The 22,707-nt window shown below is 54.5% G+C and carries 19 protein-coding genes; 16 read left to right on the forward strand and 3 right to left on the reverse strand.

Annotated features, from left to right (window positions below; genetic code table 11):
- Nucleotides 1-28: 28 nt before the first annotated feature.
- Complete coding sequence (locus HU143_RS07505) at nt 29-1,855, forward strand: SLC13 family permease (protein WP_001012857.1); 1,827 nt, start codon at nt 29-31, stop codon at nt 1,853-1,855.
- Nucleotides 1,856-1,960: 105 nt separating this feature from the next.
- Here the strand turns inward: HU143_RS07505 and yfbR are convergent, their stop codons facing one another.
- Entirely contained in the window at nt 1,961-2,560 is a 600-nt protein-coding gene (gene yfbR, locus HU143_RS07510; protein ID WP_020437474.1) for a 5'-deoxynucleotidase, read from the reverse strand.
- A 93-nt stretch (nt 2,561-2,653) separates the two neighbouring features.
- A complete protein-coding gene (gene alaA, locus HU143_RS07515) occupies nt 2,654-3,868 on the reverse strand; it encodes an alanine transaminase AlaA (RefSeq protein WP_000074540.1) in 1,215 nt (404 codons plus the stop codon).
- 940 nt (nt 3,869-4,808) lie between these two features.
- Between alaA and lrhA the strand changes: the two genes are divergently transcribed.
- The 15 genes from lrhA (at nt 4,809) to nuoN (ending at nt 21,518) form a co-directional block, all read left to right on the forward strand.
- Nucleotides 4,809-5,747: a transcriptional regulator LrhA gene (lrhA, locus tag HU143_RS07520; protein ID WP_000606288.1), complete on the forward strand. Its 939-nt coding sequence runs from the start codon at nt 4,809-4,811 to the stop codon at nt 5,745-5,747.
- 79 nt (nt 5,748-5,826) lie between these two features.
- The gene (locus HU143_RS07525; protein WP_001522276.1) at nt 5,827-5,979 is read left to right on the forward strand and encodes an STM2329 family putative cytoplasmic protein; all 153 of its coding nucleotides are present in this window, start codon (nt 5,827-5,829) and stop codon (nt 5,977-5,979) included.
- A 394-nt stretch (nt 5,980-6,373) separates the two neighbouring features.
- Nucleotides 6,374-6,817, forward strand: coding sequence for an NADH-quinone oxidoreductase subunit NuoA (gene nuoA, locus HU143_RS07530; protein ID WP_000062993.1), 444 nt, complete (start codon nt 6,374-6,376; stop codon nt 6,815-6,817).
- A 15-nt stretch (nt 6,818-6,832) separates the two neighbouring features.
- The gene (gene nuoB / locus HU143_RS07535) at nt 6,833-7,495 is read left to right on the forward strand and encodes an NADH-quinone oxidoreductase subunit NuoB (protein WP_000386728.1); all 663 of its coding nucleotides are present in this window, start codon (nt 6,833-6,835) and stop codon (nt 7,493-7,495) included.
- Between the two features lie 86 nt (nt 7,496-7,581).
- Nucleotides 7,582-9,384, forward strand: coding sequence for an NADH-quinone oxidoreductase subunit C/D (gene nuoC, locus HU143_RS07540; RefSeq protein WP_000247855.1), 1,803 nt, complete (start codon nt 7,582-7,584; stop codon nt 9,382-9,384).
- 2 nt (nt 9,385-9,386) lie between these two features.
- Nucleotides 9,387-9,887: an NADH-quinone oxidoreductase subunit NuoE gene (gene nuoE, locus HU143_RS07545; RefSeq protein ID WP_000545038.1), complete on the forward strand. Its 501-nt coding sequence runs from the start codon at nt 9,387-9,389 to the stop codon at nt 9,885-9,887.
- Nucleotides 9,884-11,221: an NADH-quinone oxidoreductase subunit NuoF gene (gene nuoF / locus HU143_RS07550; protein WP_000800048.1), complete on the forward strand. Its 1,338-nt coding sequence runs from the start codon at nt 9,884-9,886 to the stop codon at nt 11,219-11,221. Before nuoE ends, nuoF begins: the two co-directional genes overlap by 4 nt.
- Nucleotides 11,222-11,251: 30 nt before the next feature.
- Nucleotides 11,252-13,978: an NADH-quinone oxidoreductase subunit NuoG gene (gene nuoG, locus HU143_RS07555; protein WP_001518099.1), complete on the forward strand. Its 2,727-nt coding sequence runs from the start codon at nt 11,252-11,254 to the stop codon at nt 13,976-13,978.
- A complete protein-coding gene (nuoH, locus tag HU143_RS07560) occupies nt 13,975-14,952 on the forward strand; it encodes an NADH-quinone oxidoreductase subunit NuoH (protein ID WP_000118515.1) in 978 nt (325 codons plus the stop codon). The genes nuoG and nuoH overlap by 4 nt, the downstream gene beginning before the upstream one ends.
- Before the next feature lie 14 nt (nt 14,953-14,966).
- Nucleotides 14,967-15,509 carry an NADH-quinone oxidoreductase subunit NuoI gene (gene nuoI / locus HU143_RS07565; RefSeq protein WP_000172747.1) on the forward strand — a complete coding sequence of 181 codons (543 nt, stop codon included), beginning with the start codon at nt 14,967-14,969 and terminating at the stop codon, nt 15,507-15,509.
- 10 nt (nt 15,510-15,519) lie between these two features.
- The gene (gene nuoJ, locus HU143_RS07570) at nt 15,520-16,074 is read left to right on the forward strand and encodes an NADH-quinone oxidoreductase subunit J (protein ID WP_000393524.1); all 555 of its coding nucleotides are present in this window, start codon (nt 15,520-15,522) and stop codon (nt 16,072-16,074) included.
- The gene (gene nuoK / locus HU143_RS07575) at nt 16,071-16,373 is read left to right on the forward strand and encodes an NADH-quinone oxidoreductase subunit NuoK (protein WP_000612687.1); all 303 of its coding nucleotides are present in this window, start codon (nt 16,071-16,073) and stop codon (nt 16,371-16,373) included. The genes nuoJ and nuoK overlap by 4 nt, the downstream gene beginning before the upstream one ends.
- Nucleotides 16,370-18,211, forward strand: coding sequence for an NADH-quinone oxidoreductase subunit L (gene nuoL, locus HU143_RS07580; RefSeq protein ID WP_001056582.1), 1,842 nt, complete (start codon nt 16,370-16,372; stop codon nt 18,209-18,211). Before nuoK ends, nuoL begins: the two co-directional genes overlap by 4 nt.
- A 313-nt stretch (nt 18,212-18,524) precedes the next feature.
- The gene (gene nuoM / locus HU143_RS07585) at nt 18,525-20,054 is read left to right on the forward strand and encodes an NADH-quinone oxidoreductase subunit M (protein ID WP_001581249.1); all 1,530 of its coding nucleotides are present in this window, start codon (nt 18,525-18,527) and stop codon (nt 20,052-20,054) included.
- A 6-nt stretch (nt 20,055-20,060) separates the two neighbouring features.
- Complete coding sequence (gene nuoN / locus HU143_RS07590; protein ID WP_000156669.1) at nt 20,061-21,518, forward strand: NADH-quinone oxidoreductase subunit NuoN; 1,458 nt, start codon at nt 20,061-20,063, stop codon at nt 21,516-21,518.
- Between the two features lie 140 nt (nt 21,519-21,658).
- Here the strand turns inward: nuoN and HU143_RS07595 are convergent, their stop codons facing one another.
- Nucleotides 21,659-22,663, reverse strand: a complete 1,005-nt coding sequence (locus HU143_RS07595) for a chemotaxis protein (protein WP_000368554.1) — start codon at nt 22,661-22,663, stop codon at nt 21,659-21,661.
- Between the last annotated feature and the right edge of the window lie 44 nt (nt 22,664-22,707).

A 22,707-nucleotide genomic window follows, 5' to 3' on the forward strand; every position in this document is an offset into this window, starting at 1 on the left:
TTATCTTCTCATCTGACAAGGATATGTTGTGAACGGTGAATTGATTTGGGTTCTCTCTTTACTGGCGATTGCCGTCGTGTTGTTTGCGACGGGCAAAGTACGTATGGATGCGGTGGCTTTATTCGTCATTGTTGCTTTTGTCCTTAGCGGTACCTTGACCCTTCCGGAAGCCTTCTCCGGCTTTAGCGATCCGAATGTCATTCTTATCGCCGCCTTATTTATTATTGGCGACGGCCTCGTGCGCACCGGCGTTGCGACGGTGGTCGGTACCTGGCTGGTTAAAATGGCGGGCAGCAGTGAAATCAAAATGCTGGTTTTACTGATGATCACCGTCGCCGGACTTGGCGCTTTCATGAGTTCAACCGGCGTGGTGGCGATCTTTATCCCCGTTGTTCTTAGCGTTTCTATGCATATGCAGACCTCGCCTTCGCGCCTGATGATGCCGCTGAGTTTTGCCGGGCTTATCAGCGGAATGATGACGCTGGTGGCGACGCCGCCGAACCTGGTGGTTAACAGTGAACTGCTGCGTGAAGGCCTGCACGGGTTCAACTTTTTTAGCGTGACGCCGCTGGGGATAGTGGTGTTGGCGCTCGGCATTGTTTATATGCTGGTGATGCGCTTCATGCTAAAAGGCGATGCGCCCGGACAACAGGCCGGTAAGCGGCGCACTTTCCGCGATCTTATCCGCGAGTACCGTCTGACGGGGCGCGCTCGCCGTCTGGCGATTCGCCCCGGTTCGCCAATGGTGGGACAGCGGCTGGACGACCTTAAACTGCGCGAACGTTACGGCGCCAATGTCATCGGCGTTGAACGCTGGCGGCGCTTTCGGCGGGTTATCGTCAATGTGAACGGCGTATCGGAGTTTCGCGCTCGCGACGTTCTGCTGATTGATATGTCGGCGGCGGAGGTTGACCTCAGAGAGTTCTGCGCCGAGCAACTGCTGGAACCGATGGTATTGCGTGGAGAATATTTTTCCGATCAGGCGTTGGATGTTGGCATGGCGGAAATTTCGCTTATTCCGGAGTCTGAACTGATTGGCAAGTCGGTGCGTGAAATCGCTTTCCGTACACGTTACGGGCTGAATGTGGTCGGCCTGAAACGCGACGGCGTCGCGCTGGAAGGGTCGCTGGCCGATGAGCCGTTATTGATGGGCGATATCATTCTGGTCGTGGGGAACTGGAAGTTAATCAGCCTGCTGGGGCAAAAAGGCCGCGACTTTGTGGTGCTGAATATGCCGGTCGAGGTCAGCGAAGCCTCTCCTGCGCACAGCCAGGCGCCGCACGCCATTTTCTGCCTGGTATTGATGGTGGCGCTGATGTTGACCGATGAAATTCCCAACCCGATCGCGGCGATTATCGCCTGCCTGCTGATGGGAAAATTTCGCTGTATTGATGCTGAAAGCGCATATAAAGCGATCCACTGGCCGAGTATTATCTTGATTGTGGGTATGATGCCGTTTGCGCAGGCGTTGCAAAAAACCGGCGGCGTCTCTCTGGTCGTGCAAGGGTTAATGAATATCGGCGGCGGCTATGGGCCATATATGATGCTGGGATGCCTGTTCGTGCTGTGTGCCGTCATAGGACTGTTCATTTCTAACACGGCAACGGCGGTGCTGATGGCGCCGATTGCGCTGGCGGCGGCGAAATCGATGGGGGTGTCGCCCTATCCGTTTGCGATGGCGGTGGCGATGGCGGCATCCGCCGCCTTTATGACGCCGGTTTCATCGCCGGTGAATACTCTGGTTCTGGGGCCGGGAAACTATAGCTTTAGCGATTTTGTGAAGCTTGGCGTGCCGTTCACGCTTATTGTGATGGCGGTTTGTATTGTGATGATTCCGATGTTGTTTCCGTTTTAACCCCAGGCAGGAAAAGGCCTGATGGCGCTGCGCTTATCAGGCCTACGGGTATCACGCTACGTCCAGGCCGGATAAGACGTTGACGTCGTCATCCGGCACAACCGTTTAAAGCGGTGAATCCTGGCTTATCTCGTCAAGAGAGAGATGGAAACTTGGCACGAACACCGCCATAAAATAGTCCATCTCCTGGCTGCGACGTAATTCCAGCGTTTTTTCCAGCCGCGTTTTTGCCAGTCTAAACTCATTATTTCCCGCTGAGAGCTCCTCCAGGCATTTCAGGTAGGCGCAAAGCGCATCGGCCTGTTTTACGATTGCCTGTTCTTCTTCGCTCCAGGCATTCTCATCAATAAGCGGTGCGAAAATATCGCGTAATTCATCCGGCGCCATATCAACCAGCTTTTGCTGGGCGATTTTTTCGATCGCTTTATATTCCTGGGCTATCTGGGAATTAAAATATTTTACCGGCGTTGGCAGATCGCCGGTCAGTACTTCCGAGGCATCATGATACATCGCCAGAAGCGCGATGCGTTCAGCATTGAGCTGGCCGCCAAATTTACGGTTTTTTATCGCCGCTAACGCATGGGCGACCATCGCCACCTGCAGACTATGTTCGGAGACGTTTTCCGTACGCACGTTACGCATCAGCGGCCAGCGGTTAATCAACTTCATGCGGGAGAGATGGGCGAAAAAATGGCTCTGCTTCATAGATTACCTTTTGTTTTCACTGCGGCAGACTTCATTGTGCGGGGAGGGAGATGAAGATGCAATTCAGGCTACCGAAGTAGCCTGAATTTAAGATTATTGATGGTAACCTGAGAGGAAACGCCCAAAACGGTTGATGGCCATCTCCAGGTCATCTTCACGCGGTAGCGTCACAATGCGGAAGTGATCCGGCCACGGCCAGTTAAAGGCGGTACCTTGCACCAGCAGCACCTTTTCCTGTAGCAGGAAGTCCAGCACCATCTTCTGGTCGTCGTGAATATTAAAACGTTTAGCGTCGATCCTGGGGAACATGTACAACGCGCCGCGCGGTTTTACGCAGGAAACGCCGGGAATATCGTTAATCAACTCCCAGGCTCGGTTACGCTGTTCATACAGTCGACCGCCCGGCAGAATAAATTCGCTAATGCTTTGATAGCCGCCGAGCGCGGTCTGAATAGCATGTTGCGCCGGGACGTTGGCGCACAGGCGCATTGAGGCTAACATCTCCAGCCCTTCAATATAGCCCTTCGCATGTTTTTTCGGCCCGTTTAGCACCATCCAGCCCTGGCGGAAGCCGGCGACGCGATAGGTTTTAGACAAACCATTAAAGGTGATGGTCAGCAGATCAGGCGCCAGTGCGGCGATAGAGTGATGCTCGGCATCGTCATAGAGAATCTTGTCATAAATTTCATCGGCGAAGATGATGAGATTATGCTCGCGCGCAATGTTGACAATTTCCATCAACAATTCTTTAGAATAGACGGCGCCAGTAGGGTTGTTTGGATTAATAATGACAATACCACGCGTACGTGGGGTGATTTTGGCGCGGATATCGTCAAGGTCCGGGAACCAGTCGGAAGATTCATCGCAAAGATAATGTACCGCCTTGCCGCTGGAGAGCGATACCGCCGCTGTCCATAACGGATAATCGGGCGCGGGAACCAGCATTTCATCGCCACTGTTAAGCAACGCCTGCATCGCCTGAACGATCAGTTCGGAAACGCCGTTACCGATATAGATATCTTCCACGGTTACATCGCGCATTCCACGGGCCTGATAATGCTGCATAATCGCTTTACGGGCGGAATAAAGCCCTTTCGAGTCGCAATATCCTTGCGCCGTCGGCAAATTACGAATGACATCGACCAGAATTTCGTCCGGCGCTTCGAATCCGAAGGGGGCGGGGTTGCCGATATTCAGTTTAAGAACTTTATTACCTTCTTCCTCAAGGCGTTTTGCTTCTTTCAGAACGGGGCCACGAATGTCATAACAGACATTTTCGAGTTTGCTGGATTTTTCAATGGGGGACATGAATCTTGACCTTTTAGCTGTTATTGCCACTCCCTGCCGTGGAAGTCAGCACGAAACAATGTACTCCCACGACGGTGAGTTTTGAAGAGTGAACAGAAGAAGATTTTGTTTATTTTTAACGCGCTTTCGTACTGTTTAAAACTTCATAAAATCATTTGGTTAGATGCATTTTCTATTTTTGGTTGCATGTATAGTGTTTTGTTCTATGTGATTGCGCGTAATGTGGTTTTTTATGTTGTCAGAAATTATCTGTTTTATGAGAGATAAGCATTCATCATTAGTGTCGCGCTGGCTATTTCGGAAATACTGAGTATTAAAGGTAAAATGAGAAGGTTAGACCTTTCCGGCGGCGGGGGGTGTGAAACTATTGTTAAGTATAATTAATGAATGGTAGAAATCTTAATTAATTATTATTTAATATTTAAAAAGCATTTACTAAAGTCGTAATAATATCTTTCTGGTCCGATTAGTATAACATATCCCAGGTTAAGATTATTCGTAATAATACTTATAAATATAGCGGTTTTAGGTTAAGATAATGATCCGAAACGGGGGCGTAGTCTGCGTAGTCTGCGTTGTCTGCTAATTATCATGACGCGATTTTATACATAACCTATTGTTCAATATATTGTTTTTGTATCTGTGCGTCTCGGTAAACTATTTGACGCTGTTACAAGATTTACACGTCCATCATTAGCAGAAATCTGTAGACGCCTAAAGGTATGACACATTCTCTTTGATATATCCCGATCAGTTGCATTTGGTATTATATCAGTAAGTAAGAGAAGTGTTTTGGTCGTATTTTCAATTACATTCTAACATTTACCTGGGTAACCAGGCGGTACTGCGAAGGATGCACATTACAAATGGAATTGCTTGTTTCTGAATGCACAGCATTAACCAGGTCAGCCCGATATGACCCGCCAGTAAGTGAAAAATTATGATAAATGCAAATCGTCCGATAATTAACCTCGATCTCGATCTGCTGAGAACGTTCGTGGCCGTTGCCGATCTGAACACCTTCGCCGCGGCGGCGGCGGCGGTATGTCGTACTCAGTCTGCGGTCAGTCAGCAAATGCAGCGTCTTGAGCAACTCGTGGGAAAGGAATTGTTCGCCCGCCATGGCCGTAACAAACTTTTGACCGAACACGGTATCCAGCTTCTGGGGTACGCCAGAAAAATCCTGCGTTTTAATGATGAGGCGTGTTCATCATTAATGTTCAGTAATCTTCAGGGAGTGTTAACAATCGGCGCTTCTGATGAATCAGCTGATACTATCCTGCCTTTTTTGCTTAGCCGAATCAGCTCGGTTTATCCGAAACTCGCGCTTGATGTACGGGTAAAACGCAACGCCTATATGGTGGACATGGTTAAATCGCAGGAAGTAGATTTGGTGGTGACGACTAACCAACCTCATTCGCTGGACTGTCTGAATTTGCGGACCTCGCCCACCCATTGGTATTGTGCGGCTGAGTATGTTTTGCAAAGGGGAGAGCCCGTACCACTAGTCCTGCTGGACGATCCCAGCCCATTCCGCGATATGGTGCTGGAGACGCTAAATGCAGCGGGTATTCCCTGGCGGCTGGCCTATGTGGCGTCTACATTACCGGCGGTACGCGCGGCCGTTAAAGCCGGTCTTGGCGTAACGGCTCGACCTGTCGAAATGATGAGTCCCGACCTTCGCGTGCTGGGCGCCGCAGACGGATTACCGCCTTTGCCGGATACGGAATATCTGTTGTGCCGCGATCCCAATAGCCAGAACGAGCTGGCGATGGTGATTTTCCATGCGATGGAAAGCTATCAAAACCCATGGCATTACAACCAGTTTTCTGCAGAGGGCGGAGATGATCCGCTGATGGTGGAAGGGGGTTTTGAGTAGCTCGCAGGCAAAAGGCGCTAAGTCGTAAATGTAAAAAAGAGCCGCTGGCGATGAAAAAACGCTCAGTGGCTCTTTTTTTGTGCCCATCTGTACGCGCTTAACCGCACAAATTGTAAAAGTTGCGGTAAATCAGCCAGTAGCGATTCGCAGTTCAATGTGGGCAAAAAATAACCAGAACATCCATTTTATGAATTTGCATGTTAAAAAACTAGAGAAATTGTTGCTGTTTTAGGGGGTGAATTAACAAAAGCGTGTCACAGATCAAGAAAATACTCCCATTTAGGGGGAGGCATCTTCACAAATTCCTGTCAAAATAGGTGTGTGTTATTTCTTTTGCTTCACAACGGACACGATTCAACAACATAAAATCCCCCCTGGCCGAAGAGTCATTTTCTCCAGGATGGCACTTAATGTTAATGGTGATGAATTGATGTAAATTAATGTGAAGGAACTTTTGTTAAAGTTGACAAAAGGTTATAGAAAGGAGTAAAAAACCACATCAATTAGCTGTTTTTATCATTTTCTACAGTAATTGTAGGGTTTTTTTTATTCCTCCCCATGAATCGATGTGGCGCCCATCTGCCGTAAAGAGCAGAGAAACTGGCGCTACTTTTGATGAGTAAGCAATGAGTATGTCAACATCCACTGAAGTCATCGCTCATCACTGGGCATTCGCTATCTTTCTTATCGTTGCCATTGGCCTGTGCTGCCTGATGCTGGTAGGCGGTTGGTTTTTGGGCGGTCGCGCACGCGCGAGGCACAAGAACGTTCCGTTTGAATCAGGTATCGACTCGGTCGGCACCGCCCGCTTACGCCTGTCTGCCAAGTTTTACCTGGTAGCCATGTTCTTCGTTATCTTCGACGTTGAAGCGCTGTATCTGTTCGCATGGTCAACTTCTATCCGCGAAAGCGGCTGGGTTGGCTTTGTGGAAGCTGCAATTTTTATTTTTGTGTTACTGGCTGGTCTGGTTTATCTGGCGCGTATTGGCGCGTTGGACTGGACGCCCGCGCGTTCACGCCGCGAGCGTATGAACCCGGAAACGAACAGTATCGCTAATCGTCAACGCTAACCGCGAGGCATTAAGATGGATTATACGCTCACCCGCATAGATCCTAACGGTGAGAATGACCGTTACCCCCTGCAAAAACAGGAGATCGTAACCGACCCCCTGGAGCAGGAAGTTAACAAAAACGTGTTCATGGGCAAACTGCATGACATGGTTAACTGGGGCCGTAAAAACTCAATTTGGCCCTACAACTTCGGCCTTTCTTGCTGCTATGTAGAGATGGTGACCTCTTTTACCGCAGTGCATGACGTTGCTCGTTTCGGCGCGGAAGTGCTGCGTGCGTCGCCACGTCAGGCTGACCTGATGGTGGTGGCCGGTACCTGCTTTACCAAAATGGCCCCGGTTATTCAGCGTCTGTATGACCAAATGCTGGAGCCAAAATGGGTCATTTCTATGGGCGCCTGCGCTAACTCCGGCGGCATGTACGATATTTATTCGGTAGTGCAGGGCGTTGATAAGTTCATCCCGGTGGATGTGTATATCCCTGGCTGTCCGCCGCGTCCGGAAGCGTATATGCAGGCGTTGATGCTGCTGCAAGAATCGATTGGCAAAGAGCGCCGTCCGCTCTCATGGGTGGTGGGCGATCAGGGCGTGTATCGCGCCAATATGCAGCCAGAACGCGAACGTAAACGCGGCGAGCGTATTGCCGTCACGAACCTGCGTACCCCGGACGAGATTTAATTTGCGCCTGTCGGCAGCAGCACTTCACTTCGCTAACCACTATTTTAATAGCGCGAAGCACTGCCGACCACCACGGACCATTTGCAATGGTGAACAATATGACCGACTTAACCGCGCAAGACGCTGCATGGAGTACCCGCGATCATCTTGATGATCCGGTTATCGGCGAACTGCGCAACCGTTTTGGGCCGGATGCCTTTACCGTTCAGGCGACCCGCACCGGTATCCCCGTTGTTTGGGTCAAGCGTGAACAACTACTGGAGGTTGGCGATTTCTTAAAGAAACTGCCGAAACCTTACGTCATGCTGTTTGACTTACACGGCATGGATGAACGCCTGCGTACGCACCGTGACGGGTTACCCGCCGCGGATTTTTCCGTTTTCTACCACCTGATTTCCATTGAGCGTAATCGCGATATCATGCTCAAGGTGGCGTTGTCTGAAAACGACCTGCGCGTGCCGACCTTCACTAAACTTTTCCCTAACGCCAACTGGTACGAGCGTGAGACCTGGGAGATGTTTGGTATTGATATCGAAGGCCACCCGCACCTGACGCGCATCATGATGCCGCAAACCTGGGAAGGCCATCCGCTGCGTAAAGATTATCCGGCGCGCGCGACCGAATTCGACCCGTTTGAGCTGACCAAAGCCAAGCAGGATCTGGAGATGGAAGCGCTGACCTTTAAGCCGGAAGACTGGGGGATGAAGCGCGGGACTGACAACGAGGACTTTATGTTCCTCAACCTCGGCCCGAACCACCCATCTGCGCACGGTGCGTTCCGTATTATCCTGCAACTTGACGGCGAAGAAATCGTCGACTGCGTGCCGGATATCGGCTATCACCATCGCGGCGCCGAAAAAATGGGCGAGCGCCAGTCCTGGCATAGCTACATTCCCTATACCGACCGTATCGAATACCTCGGTGGTTGCGTCAATGAAATGCCGTACGTGCTGGCGGTAGAAAAGTTGGCAGGGATCACCGTCCCGGATCGTGTGAACGTCATCCGCGTGATGCTCTCTGAACTGTTCCGCATTAACAGTCATCTGCTGTACATCTCGACCTTTATTCAGGACGTCGGCGCGATGACCCCGGTCTTCTTTGCCTTTACCGACCGGCAGAAAATTTATGACCTGGTGGAGGCGATTACCGGTTTCCGTATGCACCCGGCCTGGTTCCGTATCGGCGGCGTCGCGCACGACTTGCCGCGCGGTTGGGATCGCCTGCTGCGAGAGTTCCTTGAGTGGATGCCGAAGCGTCTGGATTCTTACGAGAAAGCCGCGCTGCGTAACACCATTCTGAAAGGGCGTTCGCAGGGCGTTGCCGCTTACGGCGCGAAAGAGGCGCTGGAGTGGGGCACCACCGGCGCAGGGCTGCGCGCGACCGGGATCGACTTCGACGTGCGTAAATGGCGTCCATACTCTGGCTACGAAAACTTTGACTTTGAAGTGCCGGTGGGCGGCGGCGTTTCCGACTGCTATACCCGCGTGATGCTGAAAGTGGAAGAGCTGCGCCAGAGTCTGCGCATTCTTCAGCAGTGCCTCGATAACATGCCGGAAGGCCCGTTCAAAGCGGATCACCCGCTGACCACGCCGCCGCCGAAAGAGCGCACGCTGCAACATATCGAAACCCTGATCACCCACTTCCTGCAGGTCTCCTGGGGCCCGGTGATGCCGGCGCAGGAGTCCTTCCAGATGGTGGAAGCGACGAAGGGGATTAACAGTTACTACCTGACCAGCGACGGCAGCACTATGAGCTACCGTACCCGCGTGCGCACGCCGAGCTTTGCGCACCTGCAGCAGATTCCCTCGGCGATCCGCGGTAGCCTGGTCTCCGACCTGATTGTCTATCTGGGTAGTATCGATTTTGTTATGTCAGATGTGGACCGCTAATTATGCACGAGAATCAACAACCACAAACCGAGGCTTTTGAGCTGAGTGCGGCAGAGCGTGAAGCGATAGAGCACGAGAAGCACCACTACGAAGACCCGCGTGCGGCGTCCATTGAAGCGCTGAAAATCGTTCAGAAGCAGCGTGGCTGGGTGCCGGACGGCGCGATCTACGCTATTGCCGATGTGTTGGGTATTCCGGCGAGCGACGTCGAAGGCGTCGCCACATTCTACAGCCAGATCTTCCGTCAGCCGGTCGGTCGCCACGTGATTCGCTACTGCGACAGCGTGGTGTGCCATATCACCGGCTATCAGGGGATTCAGGCCGCGCTGGAAAAAAATCTCAACATCAAACCGGGGCAGACGACCTTTGATGGCCGCTTTACGCTGCTGCCGACCTGCTGCCTGGGGAATTGCGATAAAGGGCCGAACATGATGATTGATGAGGATACTCACAGCCATCTGACCCCGGAAGCCATTCCTGAACTACTGGAGCGGTATAAATGAAAAACGTTATCCGTACTCCCGAAACCCATCCGCTGACCTGGCGTCTGCGCGATGACAAACAGCCGGTCTGGCTGGATGAATATCGTAGCAAAAACGGCTACGAAGGCGCGCGTAAGGCGCTGACCGGCCTGTCTCCGGATGAAATCGTCAGCCAGGTAAAAGACGCCGGTCTGAAAGGGCGCGGCGGCGCGGGCTTTTCCACCGGTCTGAAGTGGAGCCTGATGCCGAAAGATGAATCCATGAACATCCGTTACCTGCTGTGTAACGCCGATGAAATGGAGCCGGGCACCTATAAAGACCGTCTGCTGATGGAACAACTGCCGCACCTGCTGGTGGAAGGCATGCTGATCTCCGCGTTCGCGCTGAAAGCGTATCGCGGCTACATCTTCCTGCGCGGCGAATATATCGAAGCGGCTGTACATTTGCGCCGTGCGATTGCTGAAGCCACCGAGGCCGGGCTGCTTGGCAAAAATATCATGGGCACCGGGTTCGACTTTGAACTGTTTGTCCACACCGGGGCAGGGCGTTACATCTGTGGTGAAGAAACGGCGCTGATTAACTCCCTCGAAGGCCGCCGCGCGAACCCGCGCTCCAAGCCGCCCTTCCCGGCGACCTCCGGCGTATGGGGCAAGCCGACCTGTGTGAATAACGTCGAAACGTTGTGTAACGTCCCGGCAATCCTCGCCAACGGCGTGGAGTGGTACCAGAACATCTCGAAAAGCAAAGATGCGGGTACCAAGCTGATGGGCTTCTCGGGCCGCGTGAAGAATCCGGGCCTGTGGGAATTACCGTTCGGCACCACCGCGCGCGAGATCCTCGAAGACTACGCCGGCGGTATGCGCGATGGCCTGAAATTCAAAGCCTGGCAACCGGGCGGAGCGGGAACCGACTTCCTGACCGAGGCGCATCTTGATCTGCCGATGGAATTCGAAAGCATCGGTAAAGCGGGGAGCCGTCTGGGGACCGCGCTGGCGATGGCGGTAGACCACGAAATCGGCATGGTATCGCTGGTGCGTAACCTGGAAGAGTTCTTTGCCCGCGAATCCTGCGGCTGGTGTACGCCATGCCGCGACGGGCTGCCGTGGAGCGTGAAAATTCTGCGCGCGCTGGAGCGTGGCGAAGGCCAGCCGGGGGATATCGAGACACTTGAGCAACTGTGTCGTTTCCTCGGACCGGGTAAAACCTTCTGCGCGCATGCGCCGGGCGCGGTTGAGCCACTGCAAAGCGCAATTAAGTATTTCCGCGAAGAATTCGAAGCTGGCATCAAGCAGCCGTTCAGCAATACCCATTTAATTAATGGTATTCAGCCGAACCTGCTCAAAGAGCGCTGGTGAGTTAACGATTTTTAATTTGGAAGCATGCTAATGGCTACGATTCATGTAGACGGCAAAGAATACGAGGTCAACGGCGCGGACAACCTGCTACAGGCATGTCTGTCCCTCGGCCTTGATATTCCGTATTTTTGCTGGCACCCGGCGCTGGGAAGCGTCGGTGCTTGCCGCCAGTGTGCGGTGAAGCAATACCAAAACGCGGAAGATACGCGTGGTCGCCTGGTGATGTCCTGTATGACGCCAGCCACCGACGGTACCTTTATCTCTATTGACGACGAAGAAGCGAAACAGTTCCGTGAAAGCGTGGTGGAGTGGCTGATGACTAACCACCCGCACGACTGTCCGGTTTGTGAAGAGGGAGGTAACTGCCATCTTCAGGATATGACCGTGATGACGGGTCACAGTTTTCGTCGCTACCGTTTCACTAAACGTACCCACCGCAACCAGGATCTGGGGCCGTTCATCTCTCACGAAATGAACCGCTGCATCGCCTGCTACCGTTGTGTGCGTTACTACAAAGATTATGCCGATGGCACCGATCTGGGCGTCTATGGCGCGCATGACAACGTCTACTTCGGGCGTCCGGAGGACGGTACGCTGGAAAGCGAATTCTCCGGTAACCTGGTCGAGATTTGCCCGACCGGCGTATTCACCGATAAAACGCACTCCGAGCGCTACAACCGTAAATGGGACATGCAGTTTGCGCCGAGCATCTGCCAGCAGTGTTCCATCGGCTGTAACATCAGCCCGGGCGAGCGCTATGGCGAATTACGCCGTATCGAAAACCGTTACAACGGCACCGTTAACCACTACTTCCTCTGCGACCGCGGTCGTTTCGGCTATGGCTATGTGAACCTGAAAGACCGCCCGCGTCAGCCGGTTCAGCGTCGTGGCGATGACTTTATTACTCTCAACGCCGAGCAGGCGATGCAGGGCGCGGCGGATATTCTGCGCCAGTCGAAGAAAGTAATCGGTATCGGTTCGCCACGCGCCAGCATTGAGAGCAACTTTGCGCTGCGTGAGCTGGTTGGTGCGGAAAACTTCTACACCGGTATCGCGCGCGGTGAGCAGGAACGTCTGCAACTGGCGCTGAAAGTGTTGCGTGAAGGCGGAATTTACACCCCGGCGCTGCGGGAAATCGAATCTTATGACGCGGTACTGGTCTTGGGCGAAGACGTTACCCAGACCGGCGCGCGCGTTGCGCTGGCGGTACGCCAGGCGGTGAAAGGTAAAGCGCGTGAAATGGCGGCGGCGCAGAAAGTGGCCGACTGGCAGATTGCGGCCATCCTTAACATCGGCCAGCGTGCCAAACATCCGCTGTTCGTGACCAACGTGGACGACACCCGTCTGGATGATATCGCCGCCTGGACCTATCGCGCGCCGGTGGAAGATCAGGCGCGCCTGGGCTTTGCGATTGCTCATGCGCTGGACAATACAGCGCCTGCGGTTGACGGTATCGACAGCGACTTACAAAACAAAATTGATGTCATTGTGCAGGCGTTGGCCGGCGCGAAAAAACCGCTGATTATCTCCGGCACTAACGCCGGTAGCAGTGAGGTTATTCAGGCGGCCGCCAACGTGGCGAAAGCGCTGAAAGGCCGTGGTGCCGACGTCGGTATTACTATGATTGCCCGCTCCGTGAACAGCATGGGGCTGGGCATGATGGGCGGCGGTTCGCTTGACGATGCGTTGGGCGAGCTGGAAACCGGCAGCGCGGACGCGGTGGTGGTGCTGGAAAACGATCTCCACCGTCATGCAAGCGCTACGCGCGTGAACGCCGCGCTCGCCAAAGCGCCGCTGGTGATGGTGGTTGACCATCAGCGCACGGCGATTATGGAAAACGCGCATCTGGTGCTTTCTGCGGCAAGCTTCGCCGAAAGCGATGGTACGGTCATCAACAACGAAGGCCGCGCGCAGCGCTTCTTCCAGGTTTATGATCCGGCCTACTACGATAACAAGACGATTATGCTGGAAAGCTGGCGCTGGCTGCATTCGCTGCACAGCACCGTCGAAAACCGCGAAGTGGACTGGACTCAGCTTGACCACGTGATCGACGCGGTCATTGCCGCCATGCCGCAATTTGCCGGCATTAAGGACGCCGCGCCGGATGCGACCTTCCGCATTCGCGGGCAGAAGCTGGCGCGCGAACCGCATCGTTACAGCGGTCGTACGGCGATGCGCGCCAATATCAGCGTGCATGAACCACGTCAGCCGCAGGATAAAGACACCATGTTCGCCTTCTCGATGGAAGGGAATAACCAACCGACTGCCCCGCGATCTGAAATTCCGTTCGCCTGGGCGCCGGGCTGGAACTCCCCGCAGGCGTGGAACAAGTTCCAGGATGAAGTGGGCGGCAAACTGCGTCACGGCGATCCGGGCGTGCGTTTGATTGAAGCGACTGAGGGCGGTCTGGATTATTTCACTACCGTGCCGGCAAGCTTCCAGGCGCAGGACGGTCAGTGGCGTATTGCGCCGTATTACCACCTGTTTGGCAGCGACGAATTGTCTCAGCGTTCTCCGGTCTTCCAGAGCCGTATGCCGCAGCCGTATATCAAACTTAACCCGGCGGATGCCGCGAAGTTGGGCGTCAATGCCGGGACGCGCGTCTCCTTTAGCTACGATGGCAATACGGTGACGCTGCCGGTTGAAATCTCTGAAGGGTTAGCGGCAGGGCAGGTAGGGCTGCCGATGGGTATGCCTGGCATCGCGCCGGTTCTGGCTGGCGCGCGTCTTGAGGATCTGCGGGAGGCGCAACAATGAGTTGGATTACACCGGATCTGATTGAGATCCTGCTGAGCATTCTCAAAGCGGTGGTGATTCTGCTGGTGGTCGTCACCTGCGGGGCCTTCATGAGCTTTGGCGAACGTCGTCTGCTGGGTCTGTTCCAGAACCGTTATGGACCAAACCGCGTTGGCTGGGGCGGCTCGCTCCAGCTGGTCGCGGATATGATCAAGATGTTCTTTAAAGAAGACTGGATCCCGAAATTCTCGGATCGCGTCATCTTTACCCTGGCGCCGATGATCGCGTTTACTTCGCTGCTGCTCTCCTTCGCCATTGTGCCGGTTAGCCCTAATTGGGTGGTGGCCGATTTAAACATCGGGATTTTGTTCTTCCTGATGATGGCCGGTCTGGCGGTTTACGCGGTGCTGTTCGCCGGTTGGTCGAGCAACAACAAATACTCGCTGCTGGGCGCGATGCGCGCGTCTGCCCAGACGGTGAGCTACGAAGTGTTTCTTGGTCTTTCCCTGATGGGCGTGGTGGCGCAGGCCGGTTCATTTAATATGACCGATATCGTCAATAACCAGGCGCATCTGTGGAACGTGATTCCGCAATTCTTTGGGTTTGTTACTTTCGCCATCGCGGGCGTAGCGGTCTGTCACCGTCACCCGTTTGACCAGCCGGAAGCCGAGCAGGAACTGGCGGACGGTTACCACATCGAATATTCCGGTATGAAATTCGGTCTGTTCTTCGTGGGGGAGTACATCGGTATCGTCACCGTTTCCGCGCTGATGGTAACGTTGTTCTTCGGTGGCTGGCATGGCCCGTTCTTACCGCCATTCGTCTGGTTCGCGCTGAAAACCGCGTTCTTCATGATGATGTTCATTTTGATTCGTGCGTCGTTACCGCGTCCGCGTTATGACCAGGTAATGTCCTTCGGCTGGAAAGTTTGCCTGCCGCTGACGCTCATCAACTTGCTGGTAACGGCGGCTGTCATTCTGTGGCAGGCGCAATAAGGGACACAAAGACCATGACCTTAAAAGAATTATTAGTAGGTTTCGGCACTCAGGTACGCAGTATCTGGATGATCGGCCTGCATGCGTTCGCCAAACGCGAAACGCGGATGTATCCGGAAGAGCCGGTCTATTTACCGCCCCGTTACCGTGGCCGTATCGTGCTCACGCGCGACCCGGACGGTGAAGAGCGCTGCGTTGCCTGTAACCTGTGTGCGGTAGCCTGTCCGGTAGGCTGTATCTCTCTGCAAAAAGCGGAGACCAAAGATGGCCGCTGGTATCCGGAATTTTTCCGCATTAACTTCTCACGCTGCATCTTCTGCGGCCTGTGCGAAGAAGCGTGCCCGACCACGGCGATTCAGTTGACCCCGGACTTCGAACTGGGCGAATACAAACGTCAGGATCTGGTGTACGAAAAAGAGGATCTGCTGATTTCCGGTCCGGGTAAATACCCGGAATATAACTTCTACCGGATGGCGGGTATGGCAATCGACGGCAAAGATAAAGGCGAAGCAGAGAACGAAGCCAAGCCTATCGACGTCAAGAGCCTGTTACCGTAAGGAGAGGGCAATGGAATTCGCTTTTTATATCTGTGGCCTGATAGCCATCCTCGCGACCCTGCGAGTGATCACCCATACCAATCCGGTACACGCGCTGTTGTATCTGGTGATATCGCTACTGGCGATTTCCGGGGTGTTCTTTTCGCTGGGCGCTTACTTTGCCGGTGCGCTGGAAATTATCGTCTACGCGGGTGCCATCATGGTGCTGTTTGTGTTCGTGGTGATGATGCTCAACCTCGGCGGCAGCGAAATCGAACAGGAACGCCAGTGGCTGAAGCCGCAGGTGTGGATTGGTCCGGCGGTTTTGTCGGCCATTATGCTGGCGGTCATTGTGTACGCCATTCTGGGCGTTAACGACCAGGGCATCGACGGCACGCCGATTAGCGCGAAAGCGGTGGGCATTACGCTGTTCGGGCCTTATGTTCTGGCGGTCGAACTGGCGTCTATGCTGCTGCTGGCAGGCCTGGTGGTGGCGTTCCACGTCGGTCGTGAAGAGCGTGCGGGCGAAGTGCTAAGCAACCGCACCGATGACCGCGCGAAAAGAAAAACGGAGGAGCGCGCATGATCCCCTTAACACATGGACTGATCCTCGCTGCGATTTTATTCGTCCTGGGTTTAACCGGTCTGGTTATCCGCCGCAATCTGCTGTTTATGCTGATCGGGCTGGAAATCATGATTAACGCCTCCGCGCTGGCCTTTGTGGTCGCCGGGAGCTACTGGGGCCAGACCGATGGTCAGGTGATGTACATTCTCGCCATCAGCCTTGCGGCTGCGGAAGCGAGTATTGGACTTGCACTGTTGCTGCAACTCCATCGCCGTCGCCAGAACCTGAACATCGATTCAGTAAGTGAGATGCGTGGATGAACATGCTTGCCTTAACCATTATTCTGCCATTGATTGGCTTTGTACTGCTGGCGTTCTCTCGCGGACGCTGGTCGGAAAATCTCTCCGCGACCATTGGCGTGGGCTCCGTTGGTCTGGCGGCGTTGGTGACAGCGTTTGTCGGGATGGATTTCTTCGCCAACGGCAAACAGGCGTTCAGCCAGCCGCTGTGGACGTGGATGTCGGTCGGTAACTTCAACATCGGTTTTAACCTGGTGCTGGACGGCCTGTCGCTGACCATGCTCTCTGTGGTCACCGGCGTCGGCTTCCTGATCCACATGTTCGCGTCCTGGTACATGCGTGGGGAAGAGGGCTACTCTCGCTTCTTCGCTTATACCAACCTGTTTATCGCCAGCATGGTTGTTCTGGTGCTGTCCGATAACCTGCTGTTGATGTACCTCGGCTGGGAAGGCGTGGGCCTGTGCTCTTATCTGTTGATCGGCTTCTATTACAGCGATCCGAAGAATGGCGCAGCGGCAATGAAAGCCTTCGTGGTGACCCGTGTCGGTGACGTGTTCCTCGCCTTCGCGCTGTTCATTCTCTACAACGAACTGGGCACGCTGAACTTCCGCGAAATGGTCGAGCTGGCGCCAGCGCACTTTGCTGACGGCAACAACATGCTGATGTGGGCGACGCTGATGCTGCTGGGCGGCGCGGTCGGTAAATCTGCGCAGCTACCGTTGCAGACCTGGCTTGCCGACGCGATGGCCGGTCCGACGCCGGTCTCCGCGCTGATCCACGCCGCCACCATGGTGACCGCCGGTGTCTACCTGATCGCTCGTACCCATGGTCTGTTCCTGATGACCCCGGAAATTCTGCATCTGGTGGGCATTATCGGGGCGATTACGCTGGTAATGGCAGGTTTCGCCGCGCTGGTGCAGACCGACATCAAGCGCGTGCTGGCCTATTCCACCATGAGCCAGATTGGCTACATGTTCCTGGCGCTTGGCGTGCAGGCGTGGGATGCGGCAATTTTCCATCTGATGACGCACGCCTTCTTTAAAGCGCTGCTGTTCCTGGCCTCCGGCTCGGTGATTCTGGCCTGCCATCACGAACAGAACATCTTTAAGATGGGCGGTCTGCGTAAGTCGATTCCACTGGTGTATGCCTGCTTCCTGGTGGGGGGCGCGGCGCTGTCGGCGCTGCCGCTGGTCACTGCGGGCTTCTTCAGTAAGGATGAGATCCTGGCTGGCGCGATGGCGAACGGTCATATCAATCTGATGGTGGCGGGTCTGGTCGGCGCGTTCATGACCTCCCTGTACACCTTCCGGATGATTTTCATCGTATTCCACGGTAAAGAACAAATTCATGCTCATGCAGGGAAGGGGATTACCCACCATCTGCCGCTGATTGTCCTGATGATTCTGTCTACCTTTGTTGGCGCGCTGATTGTGCCGCCATTGCAGGGGGTGCTGCCGCAGACAACTGAACTGGCGCATGGTCGCGTCATGACCCTGGAAATTACCTCTGGCGTAGTGGCGATTGCCGGCATCCTGATTGCCGCATGGCTGTGGCTGGGTAAACGTACGCTGGTGACGTCGATCGCCAACAGCGCGCCGGGCCGTCTGCTGGGGACCTGGTGGTATAACGCCTGGGGCTTTGACTGGCTGTACGACAAAGTATTCGTCAAGCCATTCCTCGGTATCGCCTGGCTGCTGAAGCGCGACCCGCTTAATGCGTTGATGAACATTCCGGCTATCCTTTCCCGTTTTGCAGGCAAAGGCCTGGTACTGAGCGAGAACGGTTATTTGCGCTGGTATGTGGCATCCATGAGCATCGGCGCGGTTGTGGTGCTGGCGCTGCTGATGGTACTGCGTTGAGTTTGTTGGCTGGATGAACGACTGCCGGATGGCGCAGTGCTTATCCGGCCTACAAACCCAAAAATAATTTTTAGAATTCGTTGAAAATCTGTTCCTGAAGTACAGGCGTCATCGGCGAAGTCAGACCGGATACCGCCAGCGCACAGCAACCGGAGCGTACTGAAGTACGTGAGGATGATTCGCGAAGCTCACCCCTACGGGGCCGTCCTTACGGACGTTCAAAACGCGCTGCGTTTTGTGTGAGCACTGGCAGGATTTGGGCTGACGAGTGAGATAGCCTGAGCAGGAGTAAATATAAGGGACATACTTAGCTATGTTATTACCCTGGTTGATATTAATCCCCTTTATCGGTGGCTTCCTGTGCTGGCAGACCGAACGCTTTGGCGTGAAGGTGCCGCGTTGGATAGCGCTGATTACCATGGGGCTGACGCTGGCGCTCGGTCTGCAATTGTGGTTGCAGGGCGGCTACTCACTGACGCAATCCGCCGGTATTCCGCAGTGGCAATCTGAATTTGTTCTGCCGTGGATCCCGCGTTTTGGCATCTCTATCCATCTGGCGCTCGACGGACTGTCGCTGCTAATGGTGGTGCTGACCGGCCTGCTCGGCGTTCTGGCGGTGCTTTGCTCCTGGCGAGAAATCGAAAAATATCAGGGCTTCTTCCACCTGAACCTGATGTGGATCTTAGGCGGCGTTATCGGCGTGTTCCTGGCCATCGACATGTTCCTGTTCTTCTTCTTCTGGGAAATGATGCTGGTGCCGATGTACTTCCTGATAGCGCTGTGGGGCCACAAAGCTTCTGACGGTAAAACGCGTATCACGGCGGCAACCAAGTTCTTCATTTACACCCAGGCGAGTGGTCTGGTGATGTTGATTGCCATCCTGGCGCTGGTGTTTGTGCACTATAAAGCGACCGGCGTGTGGACCTTCAACTATGAAGAGCTGCTGAATACCCCGATGTCCCACGGTGTGGAATATCTGCTGATGCTGGGCTTCTTCATCGCCTTCGCGGTGAAAATGCCGGTGGTGCCGCTGCATGGCTGGCTGCCGGATGCGCACTCCCAGGCGCCGACCGCCGGTTCTGTCGACCTGGCCGGTATCTTGCTGAAAACCGCCGCTTACGGTCTGCTGCGTTTCTCCCTGCCATTGTTCCCGAACGCGTCGGCGGAGTTTGCGCCTATCGCCATGTGGCTTGGCGTTATCGGCATTTTCTACGGCGCGTGGATGGCCTTTACCCAATACGACATCAAGCGCCTGATTGCCTATACCTCCGTTTCCCACATGGGCTTCGTGCTGATCGCCATCTACACCGGTAGCCAACTGGCGTACCAGGGCGCGGTGATTCAGATGATTGCGCACGGTTTGTCCGCAGCCGGTCTGTTCATTCTGTGTGGCCAGTTGTACGAACGTCTGCATACGCGTGACATGCGTATGATGGGCGGCCTGTGGGGCAAAATGAAATGGTTGCCTGCGCTGTCCATGTTCTTTGCGGTGGCGACGCTCGGGATGCCGGGCACCGGTAACTTTGTCGGCGAATTTATGATTCTGTTCGGCAGCTACCAGGTGGTGCCGGTGATTACCGTTATCTCGACCTTTGGGCTGGTATTCGCCTCTGTATACTCGCTGGCGATGCTGCATCGCGCTTACTTTGGTAAAGCGAAGAGCCAGATTGCCAGCCAGGAACTGCCAGGGATGTCGCTGCGCGAGCTGTTTATCATTCTGTTGCTGGTGGTGCTTCTGGTACTGCTTGGCTTCTATCCGCAGCCGATTCTGGATACCTCGCATTCTGCGATGAGCAACATCCAGCAGTGGTTTGTTAATTCCGTTACTACTACAAGGCCGTAAATCGCCATGACAATAACTCCACAACACCTGATTGCGCTGCTACCGCTGCTGATCGTCGGCTTGACGGTGGTGGTTGTGATGCTCTCCATTGCGTGGCGACGCAATCACTTCCTCAATGCCACGCTGTCGGTCATTGGGCTTAACGCTGCTCTGGTTTCGCTTTGGTTTGTCGGCCAGGCTGGGGCAATGGACGTCACGCCGCTGATGCGCGTTGACGGCTTTGCGATGCTCTACACCGGGCTGGTGCTGCTGGCGAGCCTCGCCACCTGTACCTTTGCCTACCCGTGGCTGGAAGGCTATAACGATAACCAGGAAGAGTTCTACCTGCTGGTGTTAATCGCCAGCCTGGGGGGAATTCTGCTGGCGAACGCCAACCACCTGGCGGCGCTGTTCCTCGGTATCGAACTAATCTCACTGCCGCTGTTCGGCCTGATTGGTTATGCTTTCCGCCAGAAACGCTCGCTGGAAGCCAGTATCAAATACACCATCCTCTCCGCCGCCGCCTCGTCTTTCCTGCTGTTCGGGATGGCGCTGGTCTATGCGCAGTCCGGCAACCTGTCTTTCGAAGCGCTCGGTAAGAGCCTCGGCGATGGTATGCTGCACGAGCCGTTGCTGCTGGCGGGCTTTGGCCTGATGATTGTCGGTCTGGGCTTTAAACTCTCTCTGGTGCCGTTCCACCTGTGGACGCCAGACGTTTACCAGGGCGCGCCTGCGCCGGTTTCCACCTTCCTGGCGACGGCGAGCAAAATCGCTATCTTCGGCGTGGTAATGCGTCTGTTCCTCTATGCGCCGGTAGGCGACAGCGAAGCGGTACGCGTGGTGCTGGGCATTATCGCCTTTGCCTCTATCATCTTCGGTAACCTGATGGCGCTGAGCCAGACCAACATCAAACGTCTGCTCGGTTACTCTTCTATCTCTCACCTCGGCTATCTGCTGGTGGCGCTGATTGCCCTGCAGAGCGGCGAGATGTCGATGGAAGCGGTAGGCGTTTATCTGGCCGGTTATCTGTTCAGCAGCCTCGGCGCGTTTGGCGTGGTCAGCCTGATGTCCAGCCCGTTCCGCGGCCCGGATGCCGATTCCCTGTACTCTTACCGTGGTCTGTTCTGGCACCGTCCGGTTCTTGCCGCGGTGATGACGGTGATGATGCTGTCGCTGGCAGGTATTCCGATGACGCTGGGCTTTATCGGCAAATTCTACGTGCTGGCGGTCGGCGTTCAGGCCAGCCTGTGGTGGCTGGTCGCCGCCGTGGTGGTGGGTTCCGCGATTGGTTTGTACTACTACCTGCGCGTTGCGGTGAGTCTCTACCTGCACGCGCCGCAGCAACCGGGACGCGACGCGCCGACAAACTGGCAGTACAGCGCAGGCGGTATCGTGGTGCTGATCTCCGCGTTGCTGGTGTTGGTACTGGGCGTCTGGCCGCAGCCGCTGATTAGCCTTGTGCAGTTAGCGACGCCGTTGATGTAAGCAATAAGTAAAAACGAAAAACCCGCTTCACGAAGCGGGTTTTTTATTACCTGATGTCATTCTTTAAAATGACTCAGGACGGTAGACCGGATAAGGCGCTTGCGCCGCCATCCGGCCTGTAAGGTCTCAGCGACCGGAATTTAACTTAGCAACTGCCGGCTTACCAGCGGGCCGCTGATGTTTTGCGCCGCGCGTTCCATCACTTCCTGTATCACTGAAGAGAGTTCGTTAATCTCAAACTTGGCCACGTAGCCGTCGGCTTTCACCTTACGCACATGATCTTCGTTGGCGCTGCCGGAAAGGGAAGAGTGAATAACAACCGGGATCTTTTTCAGCCGTTCATCGGTTTTAATTTTACGCGTTAACGTAAAGCCATCCATCTCCGGCATCTCAAGATCTGTCAGGACCAGCGCGATTTTCTCGCTAATTGGCTTACCTTCGGCCTCCGCTTCCTGCGCCAGTTGCTGGATTCTCTCCCATGCATCCTTGCCGGTCACATGCATCTGATGCGGAATTTCCATCGCGTTCAGCCCTTTTTCCAGCATCGCGCGGGCGACTTTGGAGTCTTCCGCCACAATGGCTACCGCACCAGGGGTAATATAAAATTTATTGGTCTTCAGATTGGTGGCGCGCAGATCGTGGCTGGAGGGGACAATATCATAAAGGATCTGCTCAACGTCGAGCACCAGCGCCAGGTTGTTGGTTTCTTTGTTGTCATCCAGGCAGGCAATACTGGTGATGTAGCGACCGTTGACGGCTTTCTCGGCGGTATGCACCTGTTGCCAGTCAAGACGCATAATATTTTCCACCGACTCGACGGCAAATGCCTGTACGCTGCGCGCATATTCGGTGATCAGCAAAATATTCAGCCCGGTTTCCGGCTTGCAGCCCGCTACCGCTGGCAAATCAATCACCGGAATGACCTGATCCCGAATATTGACCATGCCCAATAGCGGCGCTTTCATGCCTGCCGGGCGCGTAAAGGCGGGCATTGGTACGATTTCGCGCAGCTTAAATACATTGATGCCGAACAGCTCTGACTTCTGTTCATGCAGCGATGTACCAAGACGGAATAACAGCAGTTCAAAACGGTTGGACAGGGTTAAATTGGCCCTGTCATCAATATCTTTCTGAAAATTGTCCATCCTAACCTCATTATGAAAGCCTGCCTTTTTTAGTGTTATCGGCA

It is taken from the genome of Salmonella sp. SJTUF14076 (assembly GCF_015534835.1).
GTDB lineage: Bacteria > Pseudomonadota > Gammaproteobacteria > Enterobacterales > Enterobacteriaceae > Salmonella > Salmonella enterica.